The following is a 23,778-nucleotide window of genomic DNA, read 5'->3' as shown; positions in this document are numbered from 1 at the left end:
TATTTAAACTCCGGATTCGCGAAAATGGATGTCGCTGACCGCACGCAGTCGTTCAGCCGCTTGTTCTGCCGTCAGGTCGCGCTGGGTTTCTGCCAGCATTTCATATCCGACCATAAATTTACGCACGGTCGCGGAACGCAGCAGCGGCGGATAAAAGTGAGCATGCAACTGCCAGTGTTGGTTTTCTTCACCGTTAAACGGTGCGCCGTGCCAGCCCATGGAGTAGGGGAATGAACACTGGAACAGATTGTCATAACGACTGGTCAGTTTTTTCAACGCCAGCGCCAGGTCAGCACGCTGTTCTTCGCTCAAATCGGTAATACGCAGCACATGCGCTTTCGGCAGCAGCAACGTTTCGAACGGCCACGCGGCCCAGTAAGGTACAACCGCCAGCCAGTGCTCGGTTTCAACAACCGTACGGCTGCCATCCGCCAGTTCTCGCTGGACGTAATCAACGAGCATTGGCGCGCCTTGTTCGGCGAAGTATGCTTTCTGCAGGCGATCTTCACGTTCGGCTTCGTTAGGCAAAAAGCTGTTGGCCCAAATTTGTCCGTGTGGGTGCGGGTTCGAGCACCCCATCGCTGCGCCTTTATTCTCAAATACCTGCACCCAGGGATAGGTTTTCCCTAAGTCTTCGGTCTGCTCCTGCCACGTTTTTACGATTTCTGTCAGTGCAGGGACGCTGAGTTCCGGCAATGTTTTGCTGTGATCGGGTGAGAAGCAAATCACGCGGCTGGTACCGCGCGCGCTCTGGCAGCGCATCAACGGATCGTGACTGTCCGGCGCGTCCGGTGTATCGGACATCAACGCAGCAAAGTCATTGGTAAAGACATAGGTCCCGGTGTAATCCGGGTTTTTGTCGCCGGTAACGCGCGTATTGCCAGCGCACAGGAAGCAGTCCGGGTCATGTGCAGGTAGTACCTGCTTAGACGGAGTTTCCTGCGCCCCTTGCCACGGGCGTTTGGCGCGATGCGGTGATACGAGGATCCACTGCCCGGTGAGCGGGTTAAAACGGCGGTGTGGATGATCGACAGGATTGAATTGCGTCATGATTGGTCCTTAATCCGAATATCCCTGTGGGTGGCGTGACTGCCAGTGCCAGGTATCTTGCGCCATTTCATCCAATGTGCGGGTCACGCGCCAGTTGAGCTCGCGATCGGCTTTGCTGGCATCAGCCCAGTAGGCCGGAAGATCGCCGTCACGGCGCGGGGCGAAATGGTAATTCACCGGTTTACCGCAGGCTTTGCTGAAGGCGTGGACCACGTCCAGCACGCTGCTGCCGATGCCTGCACCGAGATTATAAATATGCACACCCTGAATGCCTGCCAGTTTTTCCATGGCGGCAACGTGGCCGTCGGCGAGATCCATCACATGGATGTAGTCGCGTACGCCGGTGCCATCTTCAGTAGGGTAGTCATTGCCAAATATGGCAAGAGACTCGCGGCGGCCAACCGCAACCTGCGCGATGTAAGGCATCAGGTTGTTTGGAATACCTTGCGGATCTTCCCCCATATCTCCTGACGGATGAGCGCCAACTGGGTTAAAGTAGCGCAGCAGGGCAATGCTCCAGTCGGGCTGAGCTTTTTGCAGATCGGTCAGGATCTGTTCCACCATCAGCTTGCTTTTGCCGTACGGACTTTGTGGCGTGCCGGTGGGGAAGCTTTCAACGTAAGGAATTTGCGGCTGATCGCCATAGACGGTCGCGGAGGAGCTGAAAATGAAGTTTTTCACGTTGGCTGCGCGCATTGCATTCACCAGACGCAGAGTGCCGTTGACGTTGTTGTCATAGTACTCCAGCGGCTTGGCAACGGATTCTCCAACGGCTTTTAAACCGGCAAAATGGATGACCGTATCAATGGCATGATCGTGCAGAATTTCGGTTATCAGCGCTTCGTTACGGATGTCTCCTTCCACGAAGGTCGGATGCTTGCCGCCTAAACGCTCAATGACGGGCAGTACGCTGCGCTTGCTGTTGCAGAGATTATCCAGGATCACCACCTCGTGACCGTTTTTCAGCAACTGCACGCAAGTGTGGCTTCCAATGTAACCGCTACCACCTGTAACCAATACTCTCATAATTCGCTCCGTTAAGCCTATGGTATGCAATAACCATAGCATAACAAAGATGCGAAAAGTGTGACACGGAATAAATTAGTGGAATCGTTTACACTCCAAGATTTTCACTCGATGCTGCTGGTTACTTTATTATAAATCATTATGTTAGGTTGTTATTACAGCGATTGTCTGAAAAAAAAGCAGAAAAAAGGGCGTGATAAACGCCCTGGCATGAAAATTAACGCAGAGAGGTTTGTCGATAGCCGTAGATATCGCCCTCGGGTACAAACTCTAGCCGATGGGTAATGCAGGCCGGGGCATCTTCGGCGTGATGAGAGACGAACAAAAGCTGAGTTTCGCCTTCACCGATCAGGACATCCACAAACCGACGGATCAGTTGGCGGTTGAGCGGATCTAATCCTTGCAAGGGTTCATCGAGGATCAGCAATGTAGGATGTTTCACCAGAGCACGAACAATCAAGGCCAGCCGCTGCTGTCCCCAGGAAAGACTATGAAATGGCGCATCCGCGGTACGTTTATCGATGCCAAGAATATCCAGCCACTGTTGTACCAGCTTGTGCTGCCTGTCGGAGACGGCCTGATAAATGCCGATTGAATCGAAATAACCGGAGAGAATAACGTTGCGAACTGTCGTACTTACCCGGTAATCCAGATGCAGGCTGCTGCTGACATAGCCAATGTGTTTTTTGATATCCCAGATAGTTTCACCGCTGCCTCGGCGTCGGCCAAACAGGGTCAGGTCGTTGCTATATCCCTGGGGATGATCGCCGGTGATTAAACTGAGCAGGGTTGATTTCCCCGCACCGTTGGGGCCGATGATTTGCCAGTGTTCCCCCGGATTTACCCGCCAGCTCAGATGATGCAGGATAGGGCGATCGTTATACGAGACAGTGCCATCTTTAAGCACAATGCGCGGCTCGTTATCTGACAATGTGTGGCGTACTGAAGGCTCATCCGGCTCGGGTAACTGGATGCCTTCCAGCCGCTCGCTATGGGCTAGCTGAGCGATTAATGCTTGTTGCAGAAGGTCGATTTTTGCGCCGGTTTCCGTCAGTGTGCAATCGGCAAGCACGCCGGCAAACTGCACGAATTCGGGAATTTCATCAAAGCGATTAAGCACCAGTACCAGCGTTAAACCGGCCTGGTGCAGCTCATCGAGCAGTTCTGCTAACTGGCGGCGGGACGCGACGTCCAGCCCGTCAAAGGGTTCATCAAGGATCAGCAAATCTGGCGTGGACATTAATGCCTGGCAGAGCAGAGTTTTGCGTGTTTCACCGGTGGAAAGGTATTTGAAACGCCTGTTGAGTAGGGCTGAAATGCCAAACTGCTGCGCCAGCGCAGCGCAGCGGGCGGGATCGTTGACCTCATCCTGAATGATTTCTGCGGTGGTGCGCCCTGTGTCGTCTTCACCGGGACTAAGAAGATCGGTGTTGTTCCGCTGCCACTCGTCGCTGACCAGCTTTTGGAGCTGCTCAAAGGAGAGTCGGGTAATACGTGTGAACTGGCAGCGGCGTTCGCCTTTCAGGAGCGGCAACTCGCCCGCCAGCGCGCGGGCCAGCGCAGATTTCCCGCTACCATTAGAGCCAACAAACGCCCAGCTATCACCCGCGTTTAACGTCAACGCATCTAACTGGAGCGTTTTTGTGTCGCTAAGACGAAACATGCCTTGCGAAATTTGCAACGATGACATTTTGTATCCCATTATTTGCAGCGATGAATAACAGGGATACGTGTTCTTCGGGCTGATGTCAATCAACTCAGCACAGCGTGGCGATAATCACTCTATCAGCATTAAAATATGCTGTGACGTTAGCGCCTTCAGTTAATGTGTGGGTCTGATCTATCGGCAACGTCGCGCAGAGCGTCTGGCCATCTGGCAACGTCATCAGCACTTCACACTGTTCCGCACCGCGTTCAATATGGCTAATCGTGCCCTGCAACTGGTTATCGGCAGCCTGAGCGATGGCGTCGTCCTGAGTGATTCCCACCCACGGCGCTTTCAGCAGAATCAGTACTTCTTTGCCTTCCTCAAGACCCAGACGCTCACCGCTTTGCGCAGTGATTGCCACTTTCAGGCGCGTTTCACCATCGGCCAGCAGGACGTCAACATGCTGCTGGACCTGATCGTGGTCGCGAGCGGTAATAGTGCCAAACCACTGGTTACGGGCGCTGGTTTGCAGTGAAAAACGCGAGATAGCTGCCAGCAGGCTGTTGAGCGGTAGCGCATCGTCATCGCTCAAAACATCAAAAGCTTTTTGTTGGATTTGCGCCAGTAAATCATATAACTGGATTAAACGTTGGCCATAGCGCGTTAACACCGCGCCACCGCCGCCTTTACCGCCTGTGGCACGTTCAACCAGCGTCTGCTCGCTGAGCTGGTTCATTTCGTTAATCGCATCCCAGGCGCTTTTGTAGCTGATACCTGCATCCTTCGCGCCCTGACTGATGGAACCGGAAAGCGCAATGTGCTTAAGCAGAGAAATGCGACGGGGATCAGCAAACAGTTTTTGCTGAAGTTTCAGCGTAAGAAGGATTTCGGCCTGCATCACAAGCTCCTGGCAAAAAAGGGTATTGTGACGGAAAACCGTGCCTGAGCAAAGCCGACCGCACAAAAGGGGAGTGCTTTTCTGCGTTATGTGGTTAGAATACAACTAAGGACTATATCTGGAGTTGACCATGTTAGAGTTATTGAAAAGTCTGGTATTCGCCGTAATCATGGTACCTGTGGTAATGGCCATCATTCTGGGTCTGATTTACGGACTGGGTGAAGTGTTCAACATTTTCTCCGGTATCGGTCAGAAAGACCAGTCCAGACAGAATCATTGATTCCCCAAACGCCCGCTCAGTCGGGCGTTTATATTTTTAGCCTTCCTACTCGTTTTCTCTCGCTACAGTTTCTCAAGATCCTGCTTTCCCTGCCGATATTTTCTTTGTGTAACCTCTAATTGGTATCAATAACCACTGGGAAAATCCTGGTTTAATCGTTATATTTGCGCCTACATAACGAAACACAAAGGAGTTACAGATGGCACGTACATGGTTACGCTTGTTTGCAGGGGCAACACTTTCTCTTACTGTTGCCGGACATGCGCTGGCGGATGAAGGAAAGATTACCGTTTTCGCAGCGGCTTCGCTGACCAACGCGATGCAGGACATTGCAACGCAATATAAAAAAGAGAAGAACGTTGATGTTGTCTCCTCTTTTGCTTCTTCTTCCACACTGGCGCGTCAGATTGAAGCAGGCGCACCGGCCGATCTGTTTATTTCTGCCGATCAGAAATGGATGGACTACGCGGTAGACAAGAAGTCGATTGATACCGCAACGCGTGAAACGCTGTTGGGTAACAGCCTGGTGGTGGTTGCGCCGAAAGCCAGCGCACAGAAAGACTTCACCATCGACAGCAAAACCAACTGGACCAGTCTGTTGAACGGTGGGCGCCTGGCTGTTGGCGATCCGGAACATGTTCCGGCAGGCATTTATGCCAAAGAAGCGCTGCAAAAACTGGGTGCATGGGATACCCTGGCCCCGAAACTGGCTCCTGCTGAAGACGTGCGCGGTGCGCTGGCGCTGGTAGAGCGTAACGAAGCGCCGCTGGGGATCGTCTATGGTTCTGATGCCGTCGCCAGCAAGGGCGTAAAAGTTGTTGCGACTTTCCCGGAAGATTCGCACAAAAAAGTGGAATACCCTATCGCGATTGTTGATGGGCACAAAAACGCAACGGTTAGCGCGTTCTATGATTACCTGAAAGGACCGCAGGCTGCTGAAATCTTTAAACGTTATGGATTTACGACCAAGTAATGATACTGACCGATCCTGAATGGCAGGCCGTTATACTGAGCCTGAAAGTTTCTTCCCTGGCCGTGTTGTTTAGTCTGCCATTTGGGATCTTCTTTGCCTGGCTACTGGTGCGATGCAAGTTCCCGGGCAAAGCGCTGCTCGACAGCGTACTGCATTTGCCGCTGGTTCTGCCGCCTGTGGTGGTGGGGTATCTGCTGTTGGTCTCTATGGGACGGCGCGGATTCATTGGCGAATGGCTGTACGACTGGTTTGGCATCACTTTTGCCTTTAGCTGGCGTGGGGCGGTGCTGGCCGCTGCGGTGATGTCCTTCCCGCTCATGGTGCGGGCTATTCGTTTGGCGCTGGAAGGTGTCGACGTCAAGCTGGAGCAGGCGGCCCGCACGCTGGGAGCCGGACGCTGGCGCGTCTTTATGACCATTACGTTACCGCTGATGCTGCCCGGCATTATTGTTGGTACGGTGCTGGCGTTTGCGCGTTCCCTTGGGGAATTTGGTGCAACCATTACCTTTGTTTCCAATATTCCTGGCGAAACCCGCACCATTCCTTCGGCGATGTATACCCTGATCCAAACCCCGGGCGGCGAAAGCGCGGCGGCGAGATTATGTATCATTTCCATTGTGTTGGCGCTGATTTCGCTGCTGATTTCTGAATGGCTGGCGCGTATTAGCCGTGAGCGGACGGGGCGATAATCATGCTTGAACTTAATTTCTCCCAGATGCTGGGGACGCATTGTCTGACGCTCAACGAAACGCTGCCAGCCAGCGGCATCACCGCTATTTTTGGCGTTTCCGGTGCGGGCAAAACCTCACTGATTAACGCCATCAGTGGTCTGACGCAGCCGCAGTCCGGGCGCATCGTGCTCAACGGTCGGGTCTTAAACGACGTCGAGAACGGTATCTGTTTAACGCCGGAAAAACGCCGGGTGGGCTATGTTTTCCAGGATGCGCGCCTGTTCCCGCACTATAAAGTGCGCGGCAACCTGCGTTACGGAATGGCGAAAAGCATGGCCGGACAGTTTGATAAGCTGGTGGCGTTGTTGGGCATTGAACCGCTGCTTGACCGTCTACCAGGCGGTCTTTCTGGTGGTGAAAAGCAGCGTGTCGCCATCGGTCGGGCGCTGCTGACCGCGCCTGAGTTATTGCTGCTTGATGAGCCGTTAGCCTCGCTGGATATACCGCGTAAACGCGAACTGCTGCCTTATCTGCAACGCCTGGCGCGGGAAATTAATATTCCGATGCTGTACGTCAGCCACTCGCTTGATGAGATTTTGCACCTGGCAGATAAAGTGATGGTGCTGGAAAACGGGCAGGTCAAAGCGTTTGGTTCGTTGGAAGATGTCTGGGGCAGCAGCGTGATGCACCCCTGGCTGCCTAAGGAACAGCAAAGCAGTATTCTGAAAGTCAGCGTGCTGGAACATCATCCACACTACGCGATGACCGCGCTGGCGCTTGGCGATCAGCATCTATGGGTCAACAAGCTGGAGCAACCGCTGCAAACCGCGCTGCGTATTCGTATTCAGGCCTCTGATGTTTCATTGGTACTGCAACCGCCGCAACAGACCAGTATTCGTAATGTTCTCCGGGCAAAAGTCGCGCAATGCTATGACGATAACGGTCAGGTGGAAGTTCAGCTTGAGGTGGGCGGTAAGACGCTGTGGGCGAAGATCAGCCCGTGGGCCAGGGATGAACTGGGTATCAAACCTGGCCTGTGGTTGTACGCGCAAATTAAGAGCGTATCGATTACCGCCTGATTACAGCAGGTGAGAGTAGATAAATTTCGCGATGCTGTCGGTGGTGTTATCACCAATCACGATGTTGGCGCGGGCTTTGACCGCGTCATCCGCGTTGCCCATCGCTACGCCGATGCCTGCGGCTTCCAGCATGCTGATATCGTTAAAGTTATCGCCAAAGGCAATCACGTTTTCCATTGACCCGCCCTGTGCTTCGATCCACTGGGTCAAGCGTCGTCCTTTACTGTTGCCTTTACGGGCAATGTCGACCTGATCGTGCCAGGACCATTCACACTCCAGCCCCAGCTGTTGCTCGACATACCGGCCAAACTGCTGCAGTTTCGGAATATCTTCGTCGGTCAGAGCAAATTTCCAGACGGCGTTAACGTCATGCGCCGCCTGCGCCAGCGAAGGAACCTGGGTGAAGGTCGGGCGCTGTTCCGGCGGCAGCGTTTGTGCCCAGTTAGCGGTACGCACTACATGCCCTGTAGGGCGCTCATACAGCATGGCCTCATCCACATACATCAGCCCGTGGATCTGATGTTCATCCAGCATTTCGATCAGCTGTAATGCCTGGTCTACCGGAAGGGGATCGGATTCCAGCACCTTTTTTGCTTGATAATCATACAAATAGGTACCGTTGCAGCAAATTGCAGGTGTATCCAGCGCCAGTGCCTGATAAAAAGGATGAATAGCAACGTGATGGCGACCTGTGACAATGATAAGTTGGTAGCCTGCTTCTCTGGCGCGCGAGAGCGCTTCGAGAGAGGATGGCAGCAAGGTTTTTTTCGGGGTCAAGAGGGTACCGTCTAAATCCAGGGCAATCACGCGTGCGGTCATAGGTTTATCCAGATTAAGGTTGAGAATTATGTCTGTTGGAATGGTACACCGAGACGGGAGCCGGACAAAATTCTGAGCCTTAATTAAGCATTCACCGTTAAAAGCGTCTACCTTAGGCGTGTGTCAGGCAATTGCAGCCACCTGCCAAAAAGCAAAGGAGTATTCATGAAGCAAACCGTTTATACCGCCAGCCCTGAAAGTCAGCAAATCCACGTCTGGAGCCTGAATCACGATGGTTCTCTGACGCTGACACAGGTGGTTGATGTGCCGGGTCAGGTACAGCCGATGGTCGTCAGCCCGGATAAGCGTTACCTCTATGTTGGCGTGCGCCCGGAGTTTCGCGTGTTGGCTTATCGTATTGCGCCTGATGACGGTGCGCTGACCTTCGCGGCAGAGTCTGCGCTGCCGGGTAGCCCGACGCATATTTCTACCGATCATCAGGGACGTTTCGTGTTTGTGGGTTCTTATAACGCTGGCAGCGTGAGCGTCACGCGTCTGGAAGATGGTCTGCCGGTGGAACTGGTTGACGTGGTTGAGGGTCTGGATGGTTGCCACTCAGCCAACATCTCTCCGGATAACCGTACCCTGTGGGTTCCGGCGTTGAAACAGGATCGTATCTGCCTGTTTGACGTAAGCGATGATGGCCATCTGGTCGCGCAGGAACCGGCTGAAGTGACTACCGTGGAAGGCGCGGGCCCGCGTCATATGGCGTTCCATCCGAATAAGCAATATGCCTACTGTGTGAACGAGCTGAACAGCTCTGTTGATGTCTGGGAGCTGAAAGATCCGTACGGCAAAATTGAGTGTGTGCAGACGCTGGATATGATGCCTGCAGATTTCGCTGATACCCGTTGGGCAGCAGATATTCATATCACACCTGATGGGCGTCATCTGTATGCCTGTGATCGCACCGCCAGCCTGATTACGGTCTTTAGCGTGTCTGAAGACGGTAGCGTACTGACTAAAGAGGGTTTCCAGCCTACCGAAACTCAGCCACGTGGTTTTAATATCGATCACAGCGGAAAATACCTGATTGCCGCCGGGCAAAAATCGCACCATATTGCGGTGTATAAGATTGCAGGCGAACAAGGACTGTTGACAGAGAACGGTCGTTACGCGGTAGGACAAGGCCCGATGTGGGTGGTGGTTAACGCGTACTAAAACGTCAGGTGTTACAAACGATCCGCAATCTTGTGAAGATTGCGGATTTTTTTATGTTTATTCAACAAGCGGTAGATTTTCATGACGTTCAGCAACGGATGTCCAAAGACAGTCTTTGTCATCTGCCCATAAATTAAGCAGAAGAGAGAAGAAACGTTCAGCGGGAGGTGAGAGAATAGCGTCTTTACGCCGAATAACTCCCAGTGTGCGTCTAATAACAGGCTCAACCAGTGGGATACCTGTCAGGGTGGGATGCGGCGTTTGCGGCATTGCTAACCCTGGTAACGCAGAAACGCCCAGTCCAGCTTCAACCAGTCCCAGCGAAGTGGACAGATGACGAACCTCGTAAAACCAGTTCAGTTTCCATGGTTTATCGGCCAAATGTTGTTCAATCAATAATCGGTTACCGCTTGAGGAGCGAACGCCTATCAATTTGTAATTCAGCAATTCCTGCCACTCCACCAACTGTTTATTGGCGAGTGGATGATCGCGCCGACAGGCCAGAACAAACGGTTCATTAACCAGTGGAGTGAACTCGATAGAGGAATTTGTGATGTTGTTCATATTTATTCCAAAATCAGCCTCATTGCAAAGTACGGATTCCATACAATTATTCGTACCTTGTTCAATAATTCGCACTTTGATATTGGGATACCGCTCATTAAATTTTCCTATTGCCAACGGCAAGAAATAGAAAACTGCGGTAGGAATACAGGATAATGTCACTATGCCATGATGATGAACATTCACATCACTAATATTAAAAATAGTTTCATCTAATGCCCTAATTAATTCTCTGGCTTCAGGTAAAAGCTTTTTTCCCGCTTTTGTTAATGTGACTTTGCGAGTTGTTCTTTCAAAGAGTTGAGTGTGTAAATACTCTTCCATCTTTTTAATTCTGCGTGTTAATGCAGGTTGCGTAATATTAAGTAACTTGGCGGCATTGTTAAAAGAATCGGACTCTGCCAGTGTGACAAACGCCTTCATGCTTGATAATTCGTGTTTCATTCTGACTCCGGACTAAATCGGGGAAGCCCCTGTCTAAGATGAAAGTGTTCAGTGTATCTGCAATTCATAATTTTTAATTAATAAAAATAAATCACTAATCACGAAAATGAAGTCATTAGTCACCCTAATCATGACATGCAACCATGTACATAGTGAAAATAATATCGAGAGCATAATCATGAAAAAAATACCTTGCGTTATGATGCGCGGAGGAACATCCAGGGGCGCATTTTTATTAGCACAAGATCTACCGCAAGAAGAAAAACTGCGTGATGAAGTATTGATTAAAATTATGGGTTCTGGCAATGCGCTGGAAATAGACGGCATTGGTGGTGGCAATCCGTTAACCAGCAAAGTAGCGATCATTAGCCGTTCAAACGACCCGAAAGCTGATATCGATTATTTATTTGCTCAGGTATTGGTGCATGAGCAACGGGTCGATACCACGCCGAACTGCGGCAATATGCTTTCCGCCGTTGGCGCGTTTGCTATTGAAAAGGGATTAATTAATGCCGCAACGCCGACCACCCGCGTTCGTATTCGCAATGTAAACACCAACACGTTTATCGAAGCTGATATACAGACACCAAACGGCGTTGTTGAGTATGAAGGAACAGCAAGAATTGACGGTGTCCCGGGAACATCGGCCCCGATTGCATTGACGTTCCTGAATGCCGCAGGTTCTAAAACCGGGCATATTTTTCCAACGGGCCAACACATCGATTATATCAACTCCGTTCCCGTGACCTGTATGGATATGGCGACACCTGTCGTAATTATTCCTGCCGAATACCTGGGGAAAACGGGTTATGAATCCGCGCAAGATTTAGATGCAGACCGCGAATTATTGGCGCGCATCGAGTCTATTCGTTTACAGGCCGGTGAAGCTATGGGCCTGGGAAATGTCAGTAATAAGGTTATCCCTAAACCTATTCTCATCTCGGCGCCTCAGCATGATGGCGCAATTAATGTTCGCTATTTTATGCCGCATTCTTGCCATAAAGCACTGGCAATTACTGGGGCGATAGCGATCGCCAGCAGTTGCGCCATTAACGGTACCGTTACGCGTCAGGTAACCGCAGGCGCGCATTACGGGAATATCACTATCGAACATCCAGGCGGCGCTCTTAATATTTATTTAACCAATGAAGGGGATGAGCCTGAAACTATCAGAGCTTCGGTTATTCGCACCGCCAGAAAAATATTCGCCGGTGATGTTTATCTTCCCTGACAGCATTGGCCACATGTTGCTGTGATTATGGAAAATCGAAAAACATTCTGTATTGCTTGTACAGATTATTCAGGACCCCAAAATGAACGTTAAATCATTATGGAAGCTAATATTAATATTGGCCATCCCTTGCATTATAGGACTTATGCCAGCACCGGCAGGATTAAGTGAACTGGCCTGGGTGCTATTTGGTATTTATCTCGCAGCCATTGTCGGGCTGGTGATCAAACCGTTTCCTGAACCGGTGGTATTATTGATTGCTGTTGCCGCTTCAATGGTGGTTGTCGGAAATTTAGGCAGCGGCGTACTTAAAACCAGCAGCGTGCTGAGTGGCTATGCTTCCGGTACGACATGGCTGGTGTTCTCCGCGTTTACTTTAAGCGCTGCTTTTGTGACGACGGGACTGGGCAAGCGAATTGCCTATATTCTGATTGGTAAAATAGGTAACACCACGCTTGGCCTGGGCTACGTGACCGTATTTCTTGACCTGGTATTAGCCCCGGCAACACCGTCAAATACGGCGCGTGCGGGAGGCATTGTCTTGCCCATCATCAATAGCGTGGCGGTGGCGTTAGGCTCTGAGCCGGACAAGAGCCCCCGACGCGTCGGCCACTACCTGATGATGACGGTGTATATGGTCACTAAAACGACCAGCTATATGTTTTTTACTGCGATGGCAGGAAACATTCTGGCATTGAAGATGATCAACGATATCTGTCATTTACAACTAAGCTGGGGAGGATGGGCTCTTGCAGCAGCTGTGCCTGGACTGGTTATGCTGTTGGTAACGCCTTTAGTCATCTATTTTATGTATCCACCTGAAATTAAAAAGGTAGATAACAAGACTATCGCCAAAGCCGGACTTCAGGATTTAGGGCCAATGAAAGGGCGCGAAAAAATGCTGCTGGGCATTTTCGTCCTCGCGCTATTAGGATGGATCTTTAGTAAAACTCTCGGCGTTGATGAATCAACGGTTGCCATTGTAGTAATGGGGACGATGCTTTTGTTTGGCGTAGTCACCTGGGATGATGTGGTTAAAAATAAGGGCGGCTGGAATACCTTAATCTGGTACGGTGGTATTATCGGTTTGAGTTCGCTGTTATCGAAAGTGAAATTCTTCGATTGGTTAGCCGAACTCTTCAAGAATAACCTCGACTTTGGTAACCACGGCAATGTTGCGTTCTTTGTTATTCTCTTTTTGAGCATTATTGTTCGTTATTTCTTTGCCTCTGGCAGCGCCTATATTGTGGCAATGATGCCGGTATTTGCCATGCTGGCGAACGTTTCTGGTGCGCCACTGATGTTAACTGCATTGGCATTACTCTTTTCTAACTCTTACGGCGGTATGGTTACCCATTATGGCGGCGCCGCGGGACCGGTTATTTTTGGCGTTGGATATAACGACATCAAATCGTGGTGGCTGGTTGGCGCAATGCTGACGTTCTTGACGTTCCTCGTCCATATTACGCTGGGCCTTTGGTGGTGGAATATGTTGATTGGCTGGAACATGCTCTAACTATACCCGTCATACTTCAAGTTGCATGTGCGTTGGCTGCGCTCGCTCACCCCAGTCACTTACTGGAGTAAGCTCTTGGGGATTCGCTCCCTTGCCGCCTTCCTGCAACTCGAATTATTTAGGGTATAAATTACATCGTTCATTGGTTGTCTGTGCTCTGGTTGGAGCACAGCAATGTGGAGTATCTAATGATTAAATTATATGAGAAAGGGATTTACCTCTCCGGTAATAATGAAATTATCGCTGAGGATGGGGTGTCTGAACCAATCTGTAAAGAAGAGGCGAAAAAAGGAACTATCGCGTGGTCGATTATCTCAGAGCATAATACGTCCGGTGACATGAATAAGCTAAAAATTAAGTTTGATTCATTAGCCTCACACGATATTACCTTTGTCGGTATTATTCAGACCGCTAAAGCATCAGGAATGGAGCGCTTTCCTTTACCGTACGTTCTGACGAACTGCCATAACTCATTATGCGCGGTAGGGGGAACCATTAACGGTGACGATCATATGTTTGGTCTGTCTGCGGCACAGCGTTACGGCGGAATCTTTGTGCCGCCACATATTGCCGTCATCCATCAGTACATGCGTGAAATGATGGCCGGGGGCGGCAAAATGATCCTCGGCTCAGACAGCCACACGCGTTACGGTGCATTAGGCACGATGGCGGTAGGAGAAGGGGGCGGTGAGCTGGTCAAGCAGCTGTTAAACGATACCTGGGATATTGATTATCCTGGCGTTGTTGCCGTTTATCTGACCGGCAAGCCTGTTGCGGGCATCGGCCCGCAGGATGTGGCTTTGGCTATCATTGGCGCGGTGTTTAAAAATGGCTACGTCAAAAATAAGGTCATGGAGTTTGTCGGCCCTGGCATTCGCCATCTCTCAACGGATTTTCGCAACAGCGTTGATGTAATGACCACCGAAACCACCTGCCTGAGCTCTGTCTGGCAAACGGATGATGAAACTCGCAGTTGGCTGGCATTACACGGTCGCGAACAGGATTATCGCCCGCTCAACCCGCAGCCGATGGCCTGGTACGATGGGTGTATTTATGTCGATCTGAGTGCGGTTAAGCCGATGATTGCGCTGCCATTCCATCCAAGTAATGTCTATGAGATTGCTACACTCAATGAAAATCTGACGGATATTCTCCGGGAGATTGAAGTTGAATCTGCGCGAATCGCGCAAGGTAAAGCCAGCCTCTCGTTGTTGGATAAAGTGGAGAACGGACGCTTAAAAGTACAGCAGGGGATCATTGCTGGATGCTCGGGCGGCAACTATGAAAACGTGATTGCTGCGGCGCAGGCATTACGTGGTCAATCCTGCGGTAATGATGCTTTCTCGCTGGCTGTCTACCCCTCGTCACAGCCGGTGTTTATGGATTTAGCGCAGAAAGGTGTCGTTACGGATTTACTGGGAGCGGGGGCCGTCATCAGAACCGCATTCTGTGGTCCATGCTTTGGTGCGGGCGATACGCCAATCAACAATGGTCTTAGCATCCGCCATACCACGCGCAACTTCCCTAACCGAGAAGGCTCGAAGCCGGGCAATGGTCAAATGTCAGCCGTTGCGCTGATGGATGCGCGATCAATTGCGGCTACGGCAGCAAATGGAGGATTTCTCACTGCCGCGACGGATCTGGACTGCTGGGAGGCTGTACCTGACTATGCGTTTAATCCTGCGCCATATAAGAGCCGCGTATACCAGGGGTTTGTGAAAGGAGCCACGCAACAGCCGCTCATTTACGGCCCGAATATTAAAGACTGGCCGGAACTGGGCGCGTTAACAGAAAATATTCTGCTGAAAGTGGCCTCAAAAATACTTGATGACGTGACAACGACGGATGAGCTTATCCCGTCTGGAGAAACCTCTTCGTATCGTTCCAATCCTTTGGGGCTGGCGGAATTTACCCTTTCCCGACGCGATCCCGGCTACGTTGGCAGAAGCAAGGCGGTCGCTGAACGGGAAAAACAACGTCAGGCGGGTGACGTTAGCGAACTGGCGTCCGTTTTTGCACGCATCCAGCAGATTACCGGTCAGGAAAACACGCAACCACTGGAGACTGAGATTGGCAGCATGATTTATGCCGTCAAGCCTGGTGATGGTTCTGCGCGCGAGCAGGCGGCAAGCTGTCAGCGAGTGATCGGTGGGCTGGCAAACATCGCCGAGGAATATGCCACCAAGCGTTACCGTTCCAATGTCATTAACTGGGGAATGTTACCGCTACAAATGGCTGAGAAACCCTCTTTTGAGGTCGGGGACTATATCTATATTCCCGGTATTCGCCGTGCGCTGGATGAGTGCAGCCGCGAGATAAAAGCGTACGTTCTTCATGCTGATGGCGCGATGCGTAAAATCAGCTTGTATATGGAAAGCCTGACCGCCGAGGAGCGTGAGATTATTAAAGCGGGGGGTTTGATTAACTTTAATAAGTCGCGTTTGGTGTAACGCTATAAAAAAGGTCGCCAGCGTAAATATGGCGACCTTTTTTTACTCTGGGATTACTGCTTCGGCTCGGCAACCACTTTGCTACCGATACCGCGGTTGTTGTATTCCCACATGCGGTTGAAGTTGGTGTCGTTCAGGTTGCGCTGGATTTCACCTTTGTCATCTTCCGCACCGGTATTACCGGCAAACGGGCGTTTTGCGATAACGCTGTCAGCCCATGGTTTTGCCATGTTAAAGCCTTCGTTAATCACGCTGTCACGGATAACGACCTGACCGTTAGTGTTGGAATCGACATCCAGCGATCGGCCTAACTGCGCCACGCCATCGCCGCTTGCCGTGAAGCGGCTATTAATCGCCAGGAAACCGTAGTAGATGTTTGACAGAGTAGCCGGTGCGAACACATAGGCTTCCTGCTGGGTACGGGAGTTCACTACACGGAAATCGGTGTTCTCGAACACCACTGCGCCACGACCAGAAACGATATCCACATCACCTTCAATGTAGCTGTTGGTTACCAGCGTGCGAGGCTGACGATCGTTTTCCAGACGGTTTTGTACGCCGCTGTTGGTTACAAAGAACGTATTCTGACGACCCAGAATATTGACCTTGTTGATCTGCACTTTATCGCCATCGGTACGCAGTGCAACGGCCGGGTGGTTACCCGCATCAACGCTGTCACCGAGGTTGTTTTCGATGGTCAGGTTCTGCAATTGCAGACCGTTGTTTTGCGACCAGACGACGGCAGAACACATCACACCAATATTTGTGCCACGTTTGTTCTGGCAATTATCAAACATATACCACGCAGGTTTACCCGGCATATATTTACCGCCTGGGTTCACCGTACGACGCCAGTCTGCGGTGCTCATGTCACCGTCAATGGCCTGGCCAATTTTTACATCCAGCGGTTTTTCGCCCATACCGTACAGCGTCAGGCTACCCGTTGCTGCCGGGATGTATACCGTGCCCTGATACTCGCCCGGCATAATCGCGATGTACTGACGTTTGTTCGTACGTTTGATGATTGCCGCATCCACCGCAGCCTGAATGCTGGTATGGGTTACGCCCTGAGTGCCTGCCGGGCCAACGACGAAGTCAGGTTGTGCAGGCAAAGAAATTGAAGAAGGGCTCCATGGCGCGGTGTTTGGCGTCAGCGCGGAAAAATAGTGCGCAGCAACGAAGTTTTTCGCTTCATTGGCCGACAAGATCGGGCGCGAAGAGGTACCTGGCGCGGTCTGATCGGAAGGAATTTGATCGGGCGGCGTAGAGCTACAGGCGGTCAGCGTCACGCCAAAAGCCATTGCCAGCGCCAGACGGGAAACTGATGATATGTTCACAGGTTGCTCCGGGCTTTGAAAGTTATCCATTAAAGCCTGCTTTTTTATACTAAGTTGAGCGAAACGGGAAGGCGAAAAGGTAAAAAGTTGTTTTTTATCGCAGCAATGTCTGGCGCGGAGAGTCTTTATATCACAAATAGATAACAATTATGGCTCTTCAGGTTGACAACATCCCTATAATCAAAAATAAATGTCTATACAACCTATGACAAGTGGTGAGTCGAATGCAGCAATTCTTCCCTGATGATGTTATCTGGCGCAATGTTCGTCTGGCGACTATGGATCCTGAACGTGGTACCCCATATGGGCTGGTGGATGGTCACGCGCTGATCGTCCGCCAGGGCAAGATTCGCGATATCGTCCCGGAATCATCGTTATATCTCACACATGACAATACTTTTGATATGCAGGGCCGGCTGATTACGCCAGGCCTGATTGATTGCCATACGCATCTCGTCTTTGGCGGAAACCGCGCAGGTGAATGGGAGCAGCGGTTAAATGGTGTCTCCTACCAGCAGATAAGCGCTCAGGGTGGGGGGATCAATGCCACCGTATCGGCGACCCGCAGCGCCACGGATGAACAACTCTTACACGTAGCTCATCAGCGGATGGAACAGCTGATCAAAGAAGGTGTTACGCTGTTGGAAATAAAATCCGGCTACGGCCTGGATTTGCCGACAGAAGAGAAAATATTGCGCGTGGTGGCAGCGCTGGCGGCAGAGAATATCGTTGAAATCAGCCCGACGCTGTTGGCTGCGCATGCGACGCCAACGGAATTCAGGGATGATCCTGACGGCTATATTACGCTGGTGTGCGAGACCATTTTGCCGCAGCTGTGGGAACAAGGGCTGTTTGAGACCGTTGATCTGTTCTGTGAAAGCGTTGGTTTTTCGTTGGCGCAGAGTGAGCGGGTGTTTCAGGCTGCGCAGGCGCTGGGCATCCCGATTAAAGGCCATGTCGAACAACTGTCATTGCTTGGCGGCGCACAGTTGGTAAGCCGCTACCACGGGCTATCCGCCGATCATATTGAATACCTCGATGAAGCGGGCGTGGCGGCAATGAGCCAAAGCGGTACGGTCGGCGTGCTGCTGCCCGGCGCATTCTATTTCCTCAAAGAGCAGCAGCGCCCACCGGTAGCGTTGCTGCGTCAATATCAGGTACCGATGGCGGTAGCGACAGATTTTAACCCCGGTACCAGCCCGTTTATCAGCCTGCACTGGGCGATGAATATGGCCTGCGTTCAGTTTGGCTTAACGCCGGAAGAAGCATGGGCGGGCGTAACCCGTCATGCGGCCCGGGCGCTGGGGCGTCACGCCACCCACGGTCAATTGAAGGCCGGGTTTGTGGCCGATTTTGTGGTGTGGGATGCAACACTTCCTGTTGAGATCCTGTATGAACCCGGGCGCAACCCGCTCTACCAACGCGTATTCAAAGGACAAATAGCATGACTCACTGGCAACCTGCTTCACCTGCGCTATGGCAGGGACGTGATGACCGGGCCGAATCGCCGAATGCGCTGCGCCTGTTTCAGACTATCACCCAGAGCCCGACGTTTAGCCCAGAAATGTATCGCGAGCAGATAGCGTTGCTCGGGTTTGCTTGCGACGAAGGTGTTAAACGTAATCAGGGGCGCACGGGAGCTGCCGGAGCGCCCGATGTGCTGCGCAAGGCGCTGGCGAATTTAGCCAGCCACGATGGGCATCATCGACTGGTGGATCTGGGCAATATTGTGGCGCAGGCCCCCGATCTTGAGGGCGCGCAGCAGGCGCTACGCAATGCAGTACAGCGTTGCCAGCAGGAAAATATGCGCACCTTTGTTTTGGGTGGCGGACACGAAACCGCATATGCCCATGGTGCAGGTGTGCTGGACGCGTTCCCGCAGGCGAAAGTGGGGATAGTCAACTTCGATGCGCATCTCGATTTGCGCCATGCCGGGCAGGCTACATCCGGTACGCCGTTTCGCCAGTTGGCGCAGCTTTGCGATGAACAACAGCGTGAATTTCACTATGCCTGTATCGGCGTCAGCCGGGCGGCAAACACCCAGGCGCTTTGGGATGAGGCCCAGCGGCTCGGTGTGACCGTAGTGGAGGATCTGCATTGTGGTACGGCGCAGGCGCAGCTAGCGCAGTTCATTGCCAATCTGGATGTCATCTATCTGACAATTGACCTCGACGTGCTGCCGGTGTGGGAAATGCCCGGTGTGTCGGCCCCCGCCGCGCTTGGCGTACCGTTGGCGACGCTGCTGAGACTGATTGAGCCTCTGTGTTGTAGCGGTAAACTACAGGCGGTGGATATGGTTGAATTTAATCCACGCTTTGACGATGATGGCAGGGCGGCGCGGGTTGCGGCGCGATTAGGCTGGCAAATCGCCCACTGGTGGCACTGACATACCTGATGGCGTTGCGCTTATCAGGTTCGGGTAATGCCTGTAAACTGTACCCACTCACATTTTCAGCTTAAGGAAGGCTCACGCATGCTCCCATCCCGTTCTGCTCCGGCTCCTTTTTACGAAAAGGTCAAACAGGAGATCAGCGAAAAAATTGCCAGCGGTATCTGGCAGCCTCACGATCGCATTCCGTCTGAGGCAGAGCTGGTGGCGCAGTATGGTTTCAGCCGCATGACCATCAACCGGGCGCTGCGTGAGTTAACGGATGAAGGTTTACTGGTGCGTTTGCAGGGCGTGGGGACGTTTGTCGCCGAGCCAAAAGGTCAGTCCGCGCTGTTTGAAATTCGCAGCATCGCGGATGAAATCAACGCCCGTCAGCATCAGCACCGGTGCGAAGTGCTGACGCTGGAAAGAACCCGGGCAAACGCGCAGCAGGCTTTGGTATTAAACGTCAAAGAAGGCACCTCTATTTTTCACTCTGTCATGGTGCACTACGAGAACGATCTGCCAGTACAGATTGAAGATCGCTGCGTGAATGCCGAAATTGTGCCGGAGTATCTGGCGCAGGATTACAGCCAGACTACGCCGCACGCTTACCTGTCGCTGATAGCCCCCTTGACCGAAGGTGAGCATATCGTTGAGGCCGTTCGCGCCAGCGCCGAAGAGTGCGCGTTGCTGAACATCAAAGAACACGATCCCTGCCTGCTGATCCGCCGCAAGACCTGGTCCGCGTCATCCATTGTCTCTCATGCCCGTTTGCTGTTCCCTGGTTCCCGCTATCGACTGCAAGGGCGGTTTATGTCCTGATACAGGAGATGAAAACCGTGATTGCTGACGCAATATAATAAAAATGTATCTTAATTGTTAAAATCATCCTTGCGGTGACTTGTATAGACAAGTATATGTTACTTATCTACCCGACGTTCGCGAGGAGTTTTCTGTCATGTCCCATAGCAAATATCGTCAGCAGGATATTCGTGCCCCACGCGGCACCACCTTAACGGCCAAAAGCTGGCTGACCGAAGCGCCGCTGCGCATGTTAATGAATAATCTGGATCCCGATGTGGCGGAAAATCCGCATGAGCTGGTGGTTTACGGCGGGATTGGCCGCGCCGCACGGGACTGGGAATGCTATGACGCCATCGTCAACGCGCTGACCAAACTGGAGACCGATGAGACGCTGCTGGTCCAGTCCGGAAAACCGGTAGGCGTATTCAAAACTCACGACAACGCACCGCGCGTGCTGATTGCCAACTCCAACCTGGTGCCACATTGGGCTACCTGGGAACACTTCAACGAACTGGACGCCAAAGGGCTGGCGATGTACGGCCAGATGACCGCCGGGAGCTGGATCTACATCGGCAGCCAGGGCATCGTGCAGGGGACTTATGAAACCTTCGTTGAGGCCGGGCGTCAGCATTATCAGGGTAACCTGAGCGGGCGCTGGGTACTGACCGCCGGACTGGGCGGTATGGGCGGGGCGCAGCCGTTAGCCGCTACGCTTGCGGGGGCGTGTTCGCTGAACATTGAATGCCAGCAAAGCCGAATCGATTTCCGTCTGCGTACCCGTTACGTGGACGAGCAGGCGACATCGCTTGACGATGCGCTGGCGCGTATCGACAAATACACTCGCGAGGGTAAAGCGGTCTCCATTGCGCTGTGTGCGAACGCCGCCGACGTTGTGCCGGAACTGGTGAAGCGCGGTGTGCGCCCGGATATGGTCACCGACCAGACCAGCGCCCACGATCCGCTGCATGGTTATCTGCCGTCTGGCTGGAGCTGGGAAGAGTATCAGGCAAAAGCGGTGTCCGATCCGCAGGGCACGGTGCAGGCGGCGAAACGTTCAATGGCAACGCACGTTGAGGCGATGCTGGCGTTTAGCAAAATGGGCGTGCCAACGTTTGATTACGGCAACAACATTCGCCAGATGGCCAAAGAGATGGGCGTGGAAAATGCTTTTGATTTCCCCGGCTTCGTACCTGCTTATATTCGACCGTTGTTCTGTCGCGGCATTGGCCCGTTCCGTTGGGTGGCGCTGTCCGGCGATCCGCAGGATATTTATAAAACAGATGCCAAAGTGAAAGAGATCGTGGCAGATGATAAGCACCTTCATCACTGGCTGGATATGGCGCGTGAGCGGATTAATTTCCAGGGTTTACCGGCACGTATCTGCTGGGTCGGCCTGGAGTGGCGTCAGAAACTAGGGCTGGCGTTTAATGAAATGGTGCGCAGCGGTGAAGTATCCGCGCCGATTGTTATTGGCCGTGACCATCTGGACTCCGGTTCTGTTGCCAGCCCGAACCGCGAAACTGAAGCTATGCGTGACGGCTCAGACGCCGTATCCGACTGGCCGCTGCTGAACGCGCTGCTTAACACCGCCAGCGGCGCGACCTGGGTGTCGCTGCATCACGGTGGCGGGGTCGGTATGGGCTTCTCTCAGCATGCCGGGATGGTGATTGTTTGCGATGGCACCGATGAAGCCGCGGCGCGTATCGCCCGGGTCTTACATAACGATCCAGCGACCGGGGTGATGCGTCACGCCGACGCCGGATATGACATTGCGGTGGAATGCGCCGTCGAAGAAGGGCTAAATTTGCCGATGGTTACCGCGACGCAGGAGAAACGCTGATATGAACACCATGACACTCACGCCGGGCCATCTGAGTTTTATCCAGCTACGTGAAATCTGGCAGCAGCCGGTCAAACTGAGTCTGGATGCCGGGGCGATCGATGCTATTAACGCCAGCGTCGCCTGCGTCAATAATATTGTCGCTGAAGGCCGTACGGCGTATGGCATTAATACCGGCTTTGGCCTGCTGGCCCAGACCCGTATCGCCACGGAAGATTTGCAGAATTTGCAGCGTTCGCTGGTGCTTTCCCATGCGGCAGGTGTCGGCGAGGCGCTGGACGACGCGATGGTGCGTCTGATTATGGTGCTGAAAATCAACAGCCTGGCGCGCGGTTTTTCCGGTATTCGCCTGAGCGTGATTGAAGCGCTGATTGCGCTGGTGAATGCCGAGGTGTATCCACTGATCCCGGCGAAAGGCTCCGTGGGGGCATCGGGTGACCTGGCGCCGCTGGCGCATATGTCTTTGACGCTGTTGGGAGAAGGGACGGCGCGCTGGCAGGGTGAATGGCTCCCGGCGACCGAAGCGCTGAAAAAGGCCGGGCTGGAGCCGATAACGCTGGAGGCAAAAGAAGGGTTGGCGTTGCTCAACGGCACCCAGGCTTCGACGGCCTTTGCGCTGCGTGGGCTAATTGAAGCTCAGGAACTGTTTGCGTCTGCAACGGTGTGCGGGGCGCTGACCACCGAAGCCGTGCTGGGTTCCCGTCGTCCGTTTGACGCCCGTATTCACGCCGCGCGAGGGCAGCGTGGGCAGATTGATGCCGCAACGCTGTATCGTCACGTATTGACCGACACCAGCTCGCTTTCGCAGTCGCATCATAACTGTGAGAAAGTGCAGGATCCGTATTCTCTGCGCTGTCAGCCACAGGTGATGGGGGCATGTCTGACGCAAATGCGCCAGGTGATGGATGTTCTGCTGGTGGAAGCCAATGCGGTTTCCGACAACCCGCTGGTATTTGCCGAAGAGGGGGATGTCATATCTGGCGGCAACTTCCATGCTGAACCGGTGGCGATGGCAGCAGATAATCTGGCGCTGGCGATTGCGGAAATCGGCTCGTTATCGGAGCGACGCATTGCGTTAATGATGGATAAACACATGTCGCAACTGCCGCCGTTTTTGGTGAAAAACGGTGGGGTGAACTCCGGCTTTATGATTGCTCAAGTCACGGCTGCCGCGCTGGCGAGTGAGAACAAAGCGCTGGCGCATCCGCATAGCGTAGACAGTTTACCGACGTCCGCCAACCAGGAAGATCACGTATCTATGGCTCCGGCGGCGGGGCGCAGACTGTGGGAGATGGCAGCAAATACGCGCGGCGTGATTGCCGTAGAGTGGCTGGCGGCGTGTCAGGGGATTGACCTGCGTGAAGGGTTAACCTCAAGCCCGCTGCTGGAGCAGGCGCGCCAGGCTTTACGCGAGCAGGTTGCTCATTACACGCAGGATCGCTTTTTCGCACCGGATATCGAGTGCGCGACCGAACTGTTAGCGCAAGGAACGTTGCTGAAATTGCTGCCTGAATTTCTGTAGAAAATTGCCTGATGGCGACGCTGACGCGTCTTATCAGGCTTACGGTCTGCTTTGTACGCCGGATGAGGCTAAGCCGACATCCGGCATAACAGAA

At 52.7% G+C, this 23,778-nt stretch carries 20 protein-coding genes; 13 read left to right on the top strand and 7 right to left on the bottom strand.

Annotated elements, in window-relative coordinates; all coding sequences use genetic code 11:
* Positions 1-3: 3 nt before the first annotated feature.
* From galT to modE, 4 genes are all read right to left on the bottom strand, one after another.
* Positions 4-1,050: a galactose-1-phosphate uridylyltransferase gene (gene galT / locus GFB57_RS20270; RefSeq protein WP_003023009.1), complete on the bottom strand. Its 1,047-nt coding sequence runs from the start codon at positions 1,048-1,050 to the stop codon at positions 4-6.
* A 9-nt stretch (positions 1,051-1,059) separates the two neighbouring features.
* The gene (galE, locus tag GFB57_RS20265; RefSeq protein ID WP_003023012.1) at positions 1,060-2,076 is read right to left on the bottom strand and encodes a UDP-glucose 4-epimerase GalE; all 1,017 of its coding nucleotides are present in this window, start codon (positions 2,074-2,076) and stop codon (positions 1,060-1,062) included.
* Between the two features lie 217 nt (positions 2,077-2,293).
* Entirely contained in the window at positions 2,294-3,766 is a 1,473-nt protein-coding gene (gene modF, locus GFB57_RS20260) for a molybdate ABC transporter ATP-binding protein ModF (protein WP_003023015.1), read from the bottom strand.
* Between the two features lie 67 nt (positions 3,767-3,833).
* Positions 3,834-4,622 (bottom strand): molybdenum-dependent transcriptional regulator, encoded by a 789-nt coding sequence (gene modE, locus GFB57_RS20255; RefSeq protein WP_003023018.1) that lies wholly within the window; start codon positions 4,620-4,622, stop codon positions 3,834-3,836.
* Between the two features lie 130 nt (positions 4,623-4,752).
* On the opposite strand from modE, the gene GFB57_RS20250 reads away from it, so the two are divergent.
* The 4 genes from GFB57_RS20250 (at position 4,753) to modC (ending at position 7,625) form a co-directional block, all read left to right on the top strand.
* Positions 4,753-4,902: an AcrZ family multidrug efflux pump-associated protein gene (locus GFB57_RS20250; RefSeq protein ID WP_003023026.1), complete on the top strand. Its 150-nt coding sequence runs from the start codon at positions 4,753-4,755 to the stop codon at positions 4,900-4,902.
* A gap of 199 nt (positions 4,903-5,101) precedes the next feature.
* A complete protein-coding gene (gene modA, locus GFB57_RS20245; protein WP_003023029.1) occupies positions 5,102-5,875 on the top strand; it encodes a molybdate ABC transporter substrate-binding protein in 774 nt (257 codons plus the stop codon).
* Positions 5,875-6,564: a molybdate ABC transporter permease subunit gene (modB, locus tag GFB57_RS20240; protein WP_003023032.1), complete on the top strand. Its 690-nt coding sequence runs from the start codon at positions 5,875-5,877 to the stop codon at positions 6,562-6,564. Before modA ends, modB begins: the two co-directional genes overlap by 1 nt.
* A 2-nt stretch (positions 6,565-6,566) precedes the next feature.
* Complete coding sequence (gene modC, locus GFB57_RS20235) at positions 6,567-7,625, top strand: molybdenum ABC transporter ATP-binding protein ModC (RefSeq protein ID WP_003023034.1); 1,059 nt, start codon at positions 6,567-6,569, stop codon at positions 7,623-7,625.
* Here the strand turns inward: modC and GFB57_RS20230 are convergent, their stop codons facing one another.
* Positions 7,626-8,444, bottom strand: coding sequence for a pyridoxal phosphatase (locus tag GFB57_RS20230; protein WP_003023037.1), 819 nt, complete (start codon positions 8,442-8,444; stop codon positions 7,626-7,628).
* Positions 8,445-8,609: 165 nt separating this feature from the next.
* Here GFB57_RS20230 and pgl point away from each other — a divergent pair, with 165 nt between their 5' ends.
* A complete protein-coding gene (gene pgl / locus GFB57_RS20225; protein ID WP_003023041.1) occupies positions 8,610-9,605 on the top strand; it encodes a 6-phosphogluconolactonase in 996 nt (331 codons plus the stop codon).
* Positions 9,606-9,662: 57 nt separating this feature from the next.
* On the opposite strand, the gene GFB57_RS20220 is transcribed toward pgl, so the two are convergent.
* Entirely contained in the window at positions 9,663-10,613 is a 951-nt protein-coding gene (locus tag GFB57_RS20220) for a LysR family transcriptional regulator (RefSeq protein WP_003023043.1), read from the bottom strand.
* 178 nt (positions 10,614-10,791) lie between these two features.
* On the opposite strand from GFB57_RS20220, the gene GFB57_RS20215 reads away from it, so the two are divergent.
* From GFB57_RS20215 to GFB57_RS20205, 3 genes are all read left to right on the top strand, one after another.
* Positions 10,792-11,844 carry a 4-oxalomesaconate tautomerase gene (locus tag GFB57_RS20215; protein WP_003023044.1) on the top strand — a complete coding sequence of 351 codons (1,053 nt, stop codon included), beginning with the start codon at positions 10,792-10,794 and terminating at the stop codon, positions 11,842-11,844.
* Positions 11,845-11,926: 82 nt separating this feature from the next.
* On the top strand, positions 11,927-13,360 hold the full coding sequence (locus GFB57_RS20210; protein ID WP_003023047.1) for an anion permease: 1,434 nt from the start codon (positions 11,927-11,929) through the stop codon (positions 13,358-13,360).
* Positions 13,361-13,548: 188 nt separating this feature from the next.
* Complete coding sequence (locus GFB57_RS20205) at positions 13,549-15,810, top strand: hydratase (protein WP_003023049.1); 2,262 nt, start codon at positions 13,549-13,551, stop codon at positions 15,808-15,810.
* 53 nt (positions 15,811-15,863) lie between these two features.
* Here GFB57_RS20205 and GFB57_RS20200 read toward each other — a convergent pair whose 3' ends face one another.
* Positions 15,864-17,147, bottom strand: a complete 1,284-nt coding sequence (locus GFB57_RS20200; protein WP_003023051.1) for a putative acyl-CoA thioester hydrolase — start codon at positions 17,145-17,147, stop codon at positions 15,864-15,866.
* 224 nt (positions 17,148-17,371) lie between these two features.
* On the opposite strand from GFB57_RS20200, the gene hutI reads away from it, so the two are divergent.
* The 5 genes from hutI (at position 17,372) to hutH (ending at position 23,684) form a co-directional block, all read left to right on the top strand.
* Complete coding sequence (gene hutI, locus GFB57_RS20195; RefSeq protein ID WP_003023053.1) at positions 17,372-18,595, top strand: imidazolonepropionase; 1,224 nt, start codon at positions 17,372-17,374, stop codon at positions 18,593-18,595.
* Complete coding sequence (hutG, locus tag GFB57_RS20190) at positions 18,592-19,533, top strand: formimidoylglutamase (RefSeq protein WP_003023056.1); 942 nt, start codon at positions 18,592-18,594, stop codon at positions 19,531-19,533. Before hutI ends, hutG begins: the two co-directional genes overlap by 4 nt.
* An 87-nt stretch (positions 19,534-19,620) precedes the next feature.
* Positions 19,621-20,340 carry a histidine utilization repressor gene (locus tag GFB57_RS20185; RefSeq protein WP_003023059.1) on the top strand — a complete coding sequence of 240 codons (720 nt, stop codon included), beginning with the start codon at positions 19,621-19,623 and terminating at the stop codon, positions 20,338-20,340.
* 136 nt (positions 20,341-20,476) lie between these two features.
* On the top strand, positions 20,477-22,162 hold the full coding sequence (gene hutU / locus GFB57_RS20180; RefSeq protein WP_003023061.1) for a urocanate hydratase: 1,686 nt from the start codon (positions 20,477-20,479) through the stop codon (positions 22,160-22,162).
* Position 22,163: 1 nt separating this feature from the next.
* The gene (hutH, locus tag GFB57_RS20175) at positions 22,164-23,684 is read left to right on the top strand and encodes a histidine ammonia-lyase (protein WP_008320103.1); all 1,521 of its coding nucleotides are present in this window, start codon (positions 22,164-22,166) and stop codon (positions 23,682-23,684) included.
* The last annotated feature ends 94 nt before the right edge of the window (positions 23,685-23,778 follow it).

This window comes from Citrobacter sp. S39, assembly GCF_009495675.1.
In the GTDB taxonomy this organism is placed as follows: domain Bacteria; phylum Pseudomonadota; class Gammaproteobacteria; order Enterobacterales; family Enterobacteriaceae; genus Citrobacter; species Citrobacter freundii.
The sequence above is the reverse complement of the archived record's forward strand: the minus strand, read 5'-3'. Positions and strand labels throughout refer to the sequence as shown.

Coding starts and splice junctions, on each gene's coding strand:
- modC (WP_003023034.1), top strand. CDS start 6,567: ATGCTTGAACTTAATTTCTCCCAGATGCTGGGGACGCATTGTCTGACG.
- GFB57_RS20215 (WP_003023044.1), top strand. CDS start 10,792: ATGAAAAAAATACCTTGCGTTATGATGCGCGGAGGAACATCCAGGGGC.
- hutG (WP_003023056.1), top strand. CDS start 18,592: ATGACTCACTGGCAACCTGCTTCACCTGCGCTATGGCAGGGACGTGAT.
- pgl (WP_003023041.1), top strand. CDS start 8,610: ATGAAGCAAACCGTTTATACCGCCAGCCCTGAAAGTCAGCAAATCCAC.
- hutH (WP_008320103.1), top strand. CDS start 22,164: ATGAACACCATGACACTCACGCCGGGCCATCTGAGTTTTATCCAGCTA.
- galT (WP_003023009.1), bottom strand. CDS start 1,050: ATGACGCAATTCAATCCTGTCGATCATCCACACCGCCGTTTTAACCCG.
- GFB57_RS20210 (WP_003023047.1), top strand. CDS start 11,927: ATGAACGTTAAATCATTATGGAAGCTAATATTAATATTGGCCATCCCT.
- GFB57_RS20250 (WP_003023026.1), top strand. CDS start 4,753: ATGTTAGAGTTATTGAAAAGTCTGGTATTCGCCGTAATCATGGTACCT.
- modA (WP_003023029.1), top strand. CDS start 5,102: ATGGCACGTACATGGTTACGCTTGTTTGCAGGGGCAACACTTTCTCTT.
- hutU (WP_003023061.1), top strand. CDS start 20,477: ATGTCCCATAGCAAATATCGTCAGCAGGATATTCGTGCCCCACGCGGC.
- hutI (WP_003023053.1), top strand. CDS start 17,372: ATGCAGCAATTCTTCCCTGATGATGTTATCTGGCGCAATGTTCGTCTG.
- galE (WP_003023012.1), bottom strand. CDS start 2,076: ATGAGAGTATTGGTTACAGGTGGTAGCGGTTACATTGGAAGCCACACT.
- GFB57_RS20230 (WP_003023037.1), bottom strand. CDS start 8,444: ATGACCGCACGCGTGATTGCCCTGGATTTAGACGGTACCCTCTTGACC.
- GFB57_RS20185 (WP_003023059.1), top strand. CDS start 19,621: ATGCTCCCATCCCGTTCTGCTCCGGCTCCTTTTTACGAAAAGGTCAAA.
- GFB57_RS20220 (WP_003023043.1), bottom strand. CDS start 10,613: ATGAAACACGAATTATCAAGCATGAAGGCGTTTGTCACACTGGCAGAG.
- modB (WP_003023032.1), top strand. CDS start 5,875: ATGATACTGACCGATCCTGAATGGCAGGCCGTTATACTGAGCCTGAAA.
- GFB57_RS20205 (WP_003023049.1), top strand. CDS start 13,549: ATGATTAAATTATATGAGAAAGGGATTTACCTCTCCGGTAATAATGAA.
- modF (WP_003023015.1), bottom strand. CDS start 3,766: ATGTCATCGTTGCAAATTTCGCAAGGCATGTTTCGTCTTAGCGACACA.
- modE (WP_003023018.1), bottom strand. CDS start 4,622: ATGCAGGCCGAAATCCTTCTTACGCTGAAACTTCAGCAAAAACTGTTT.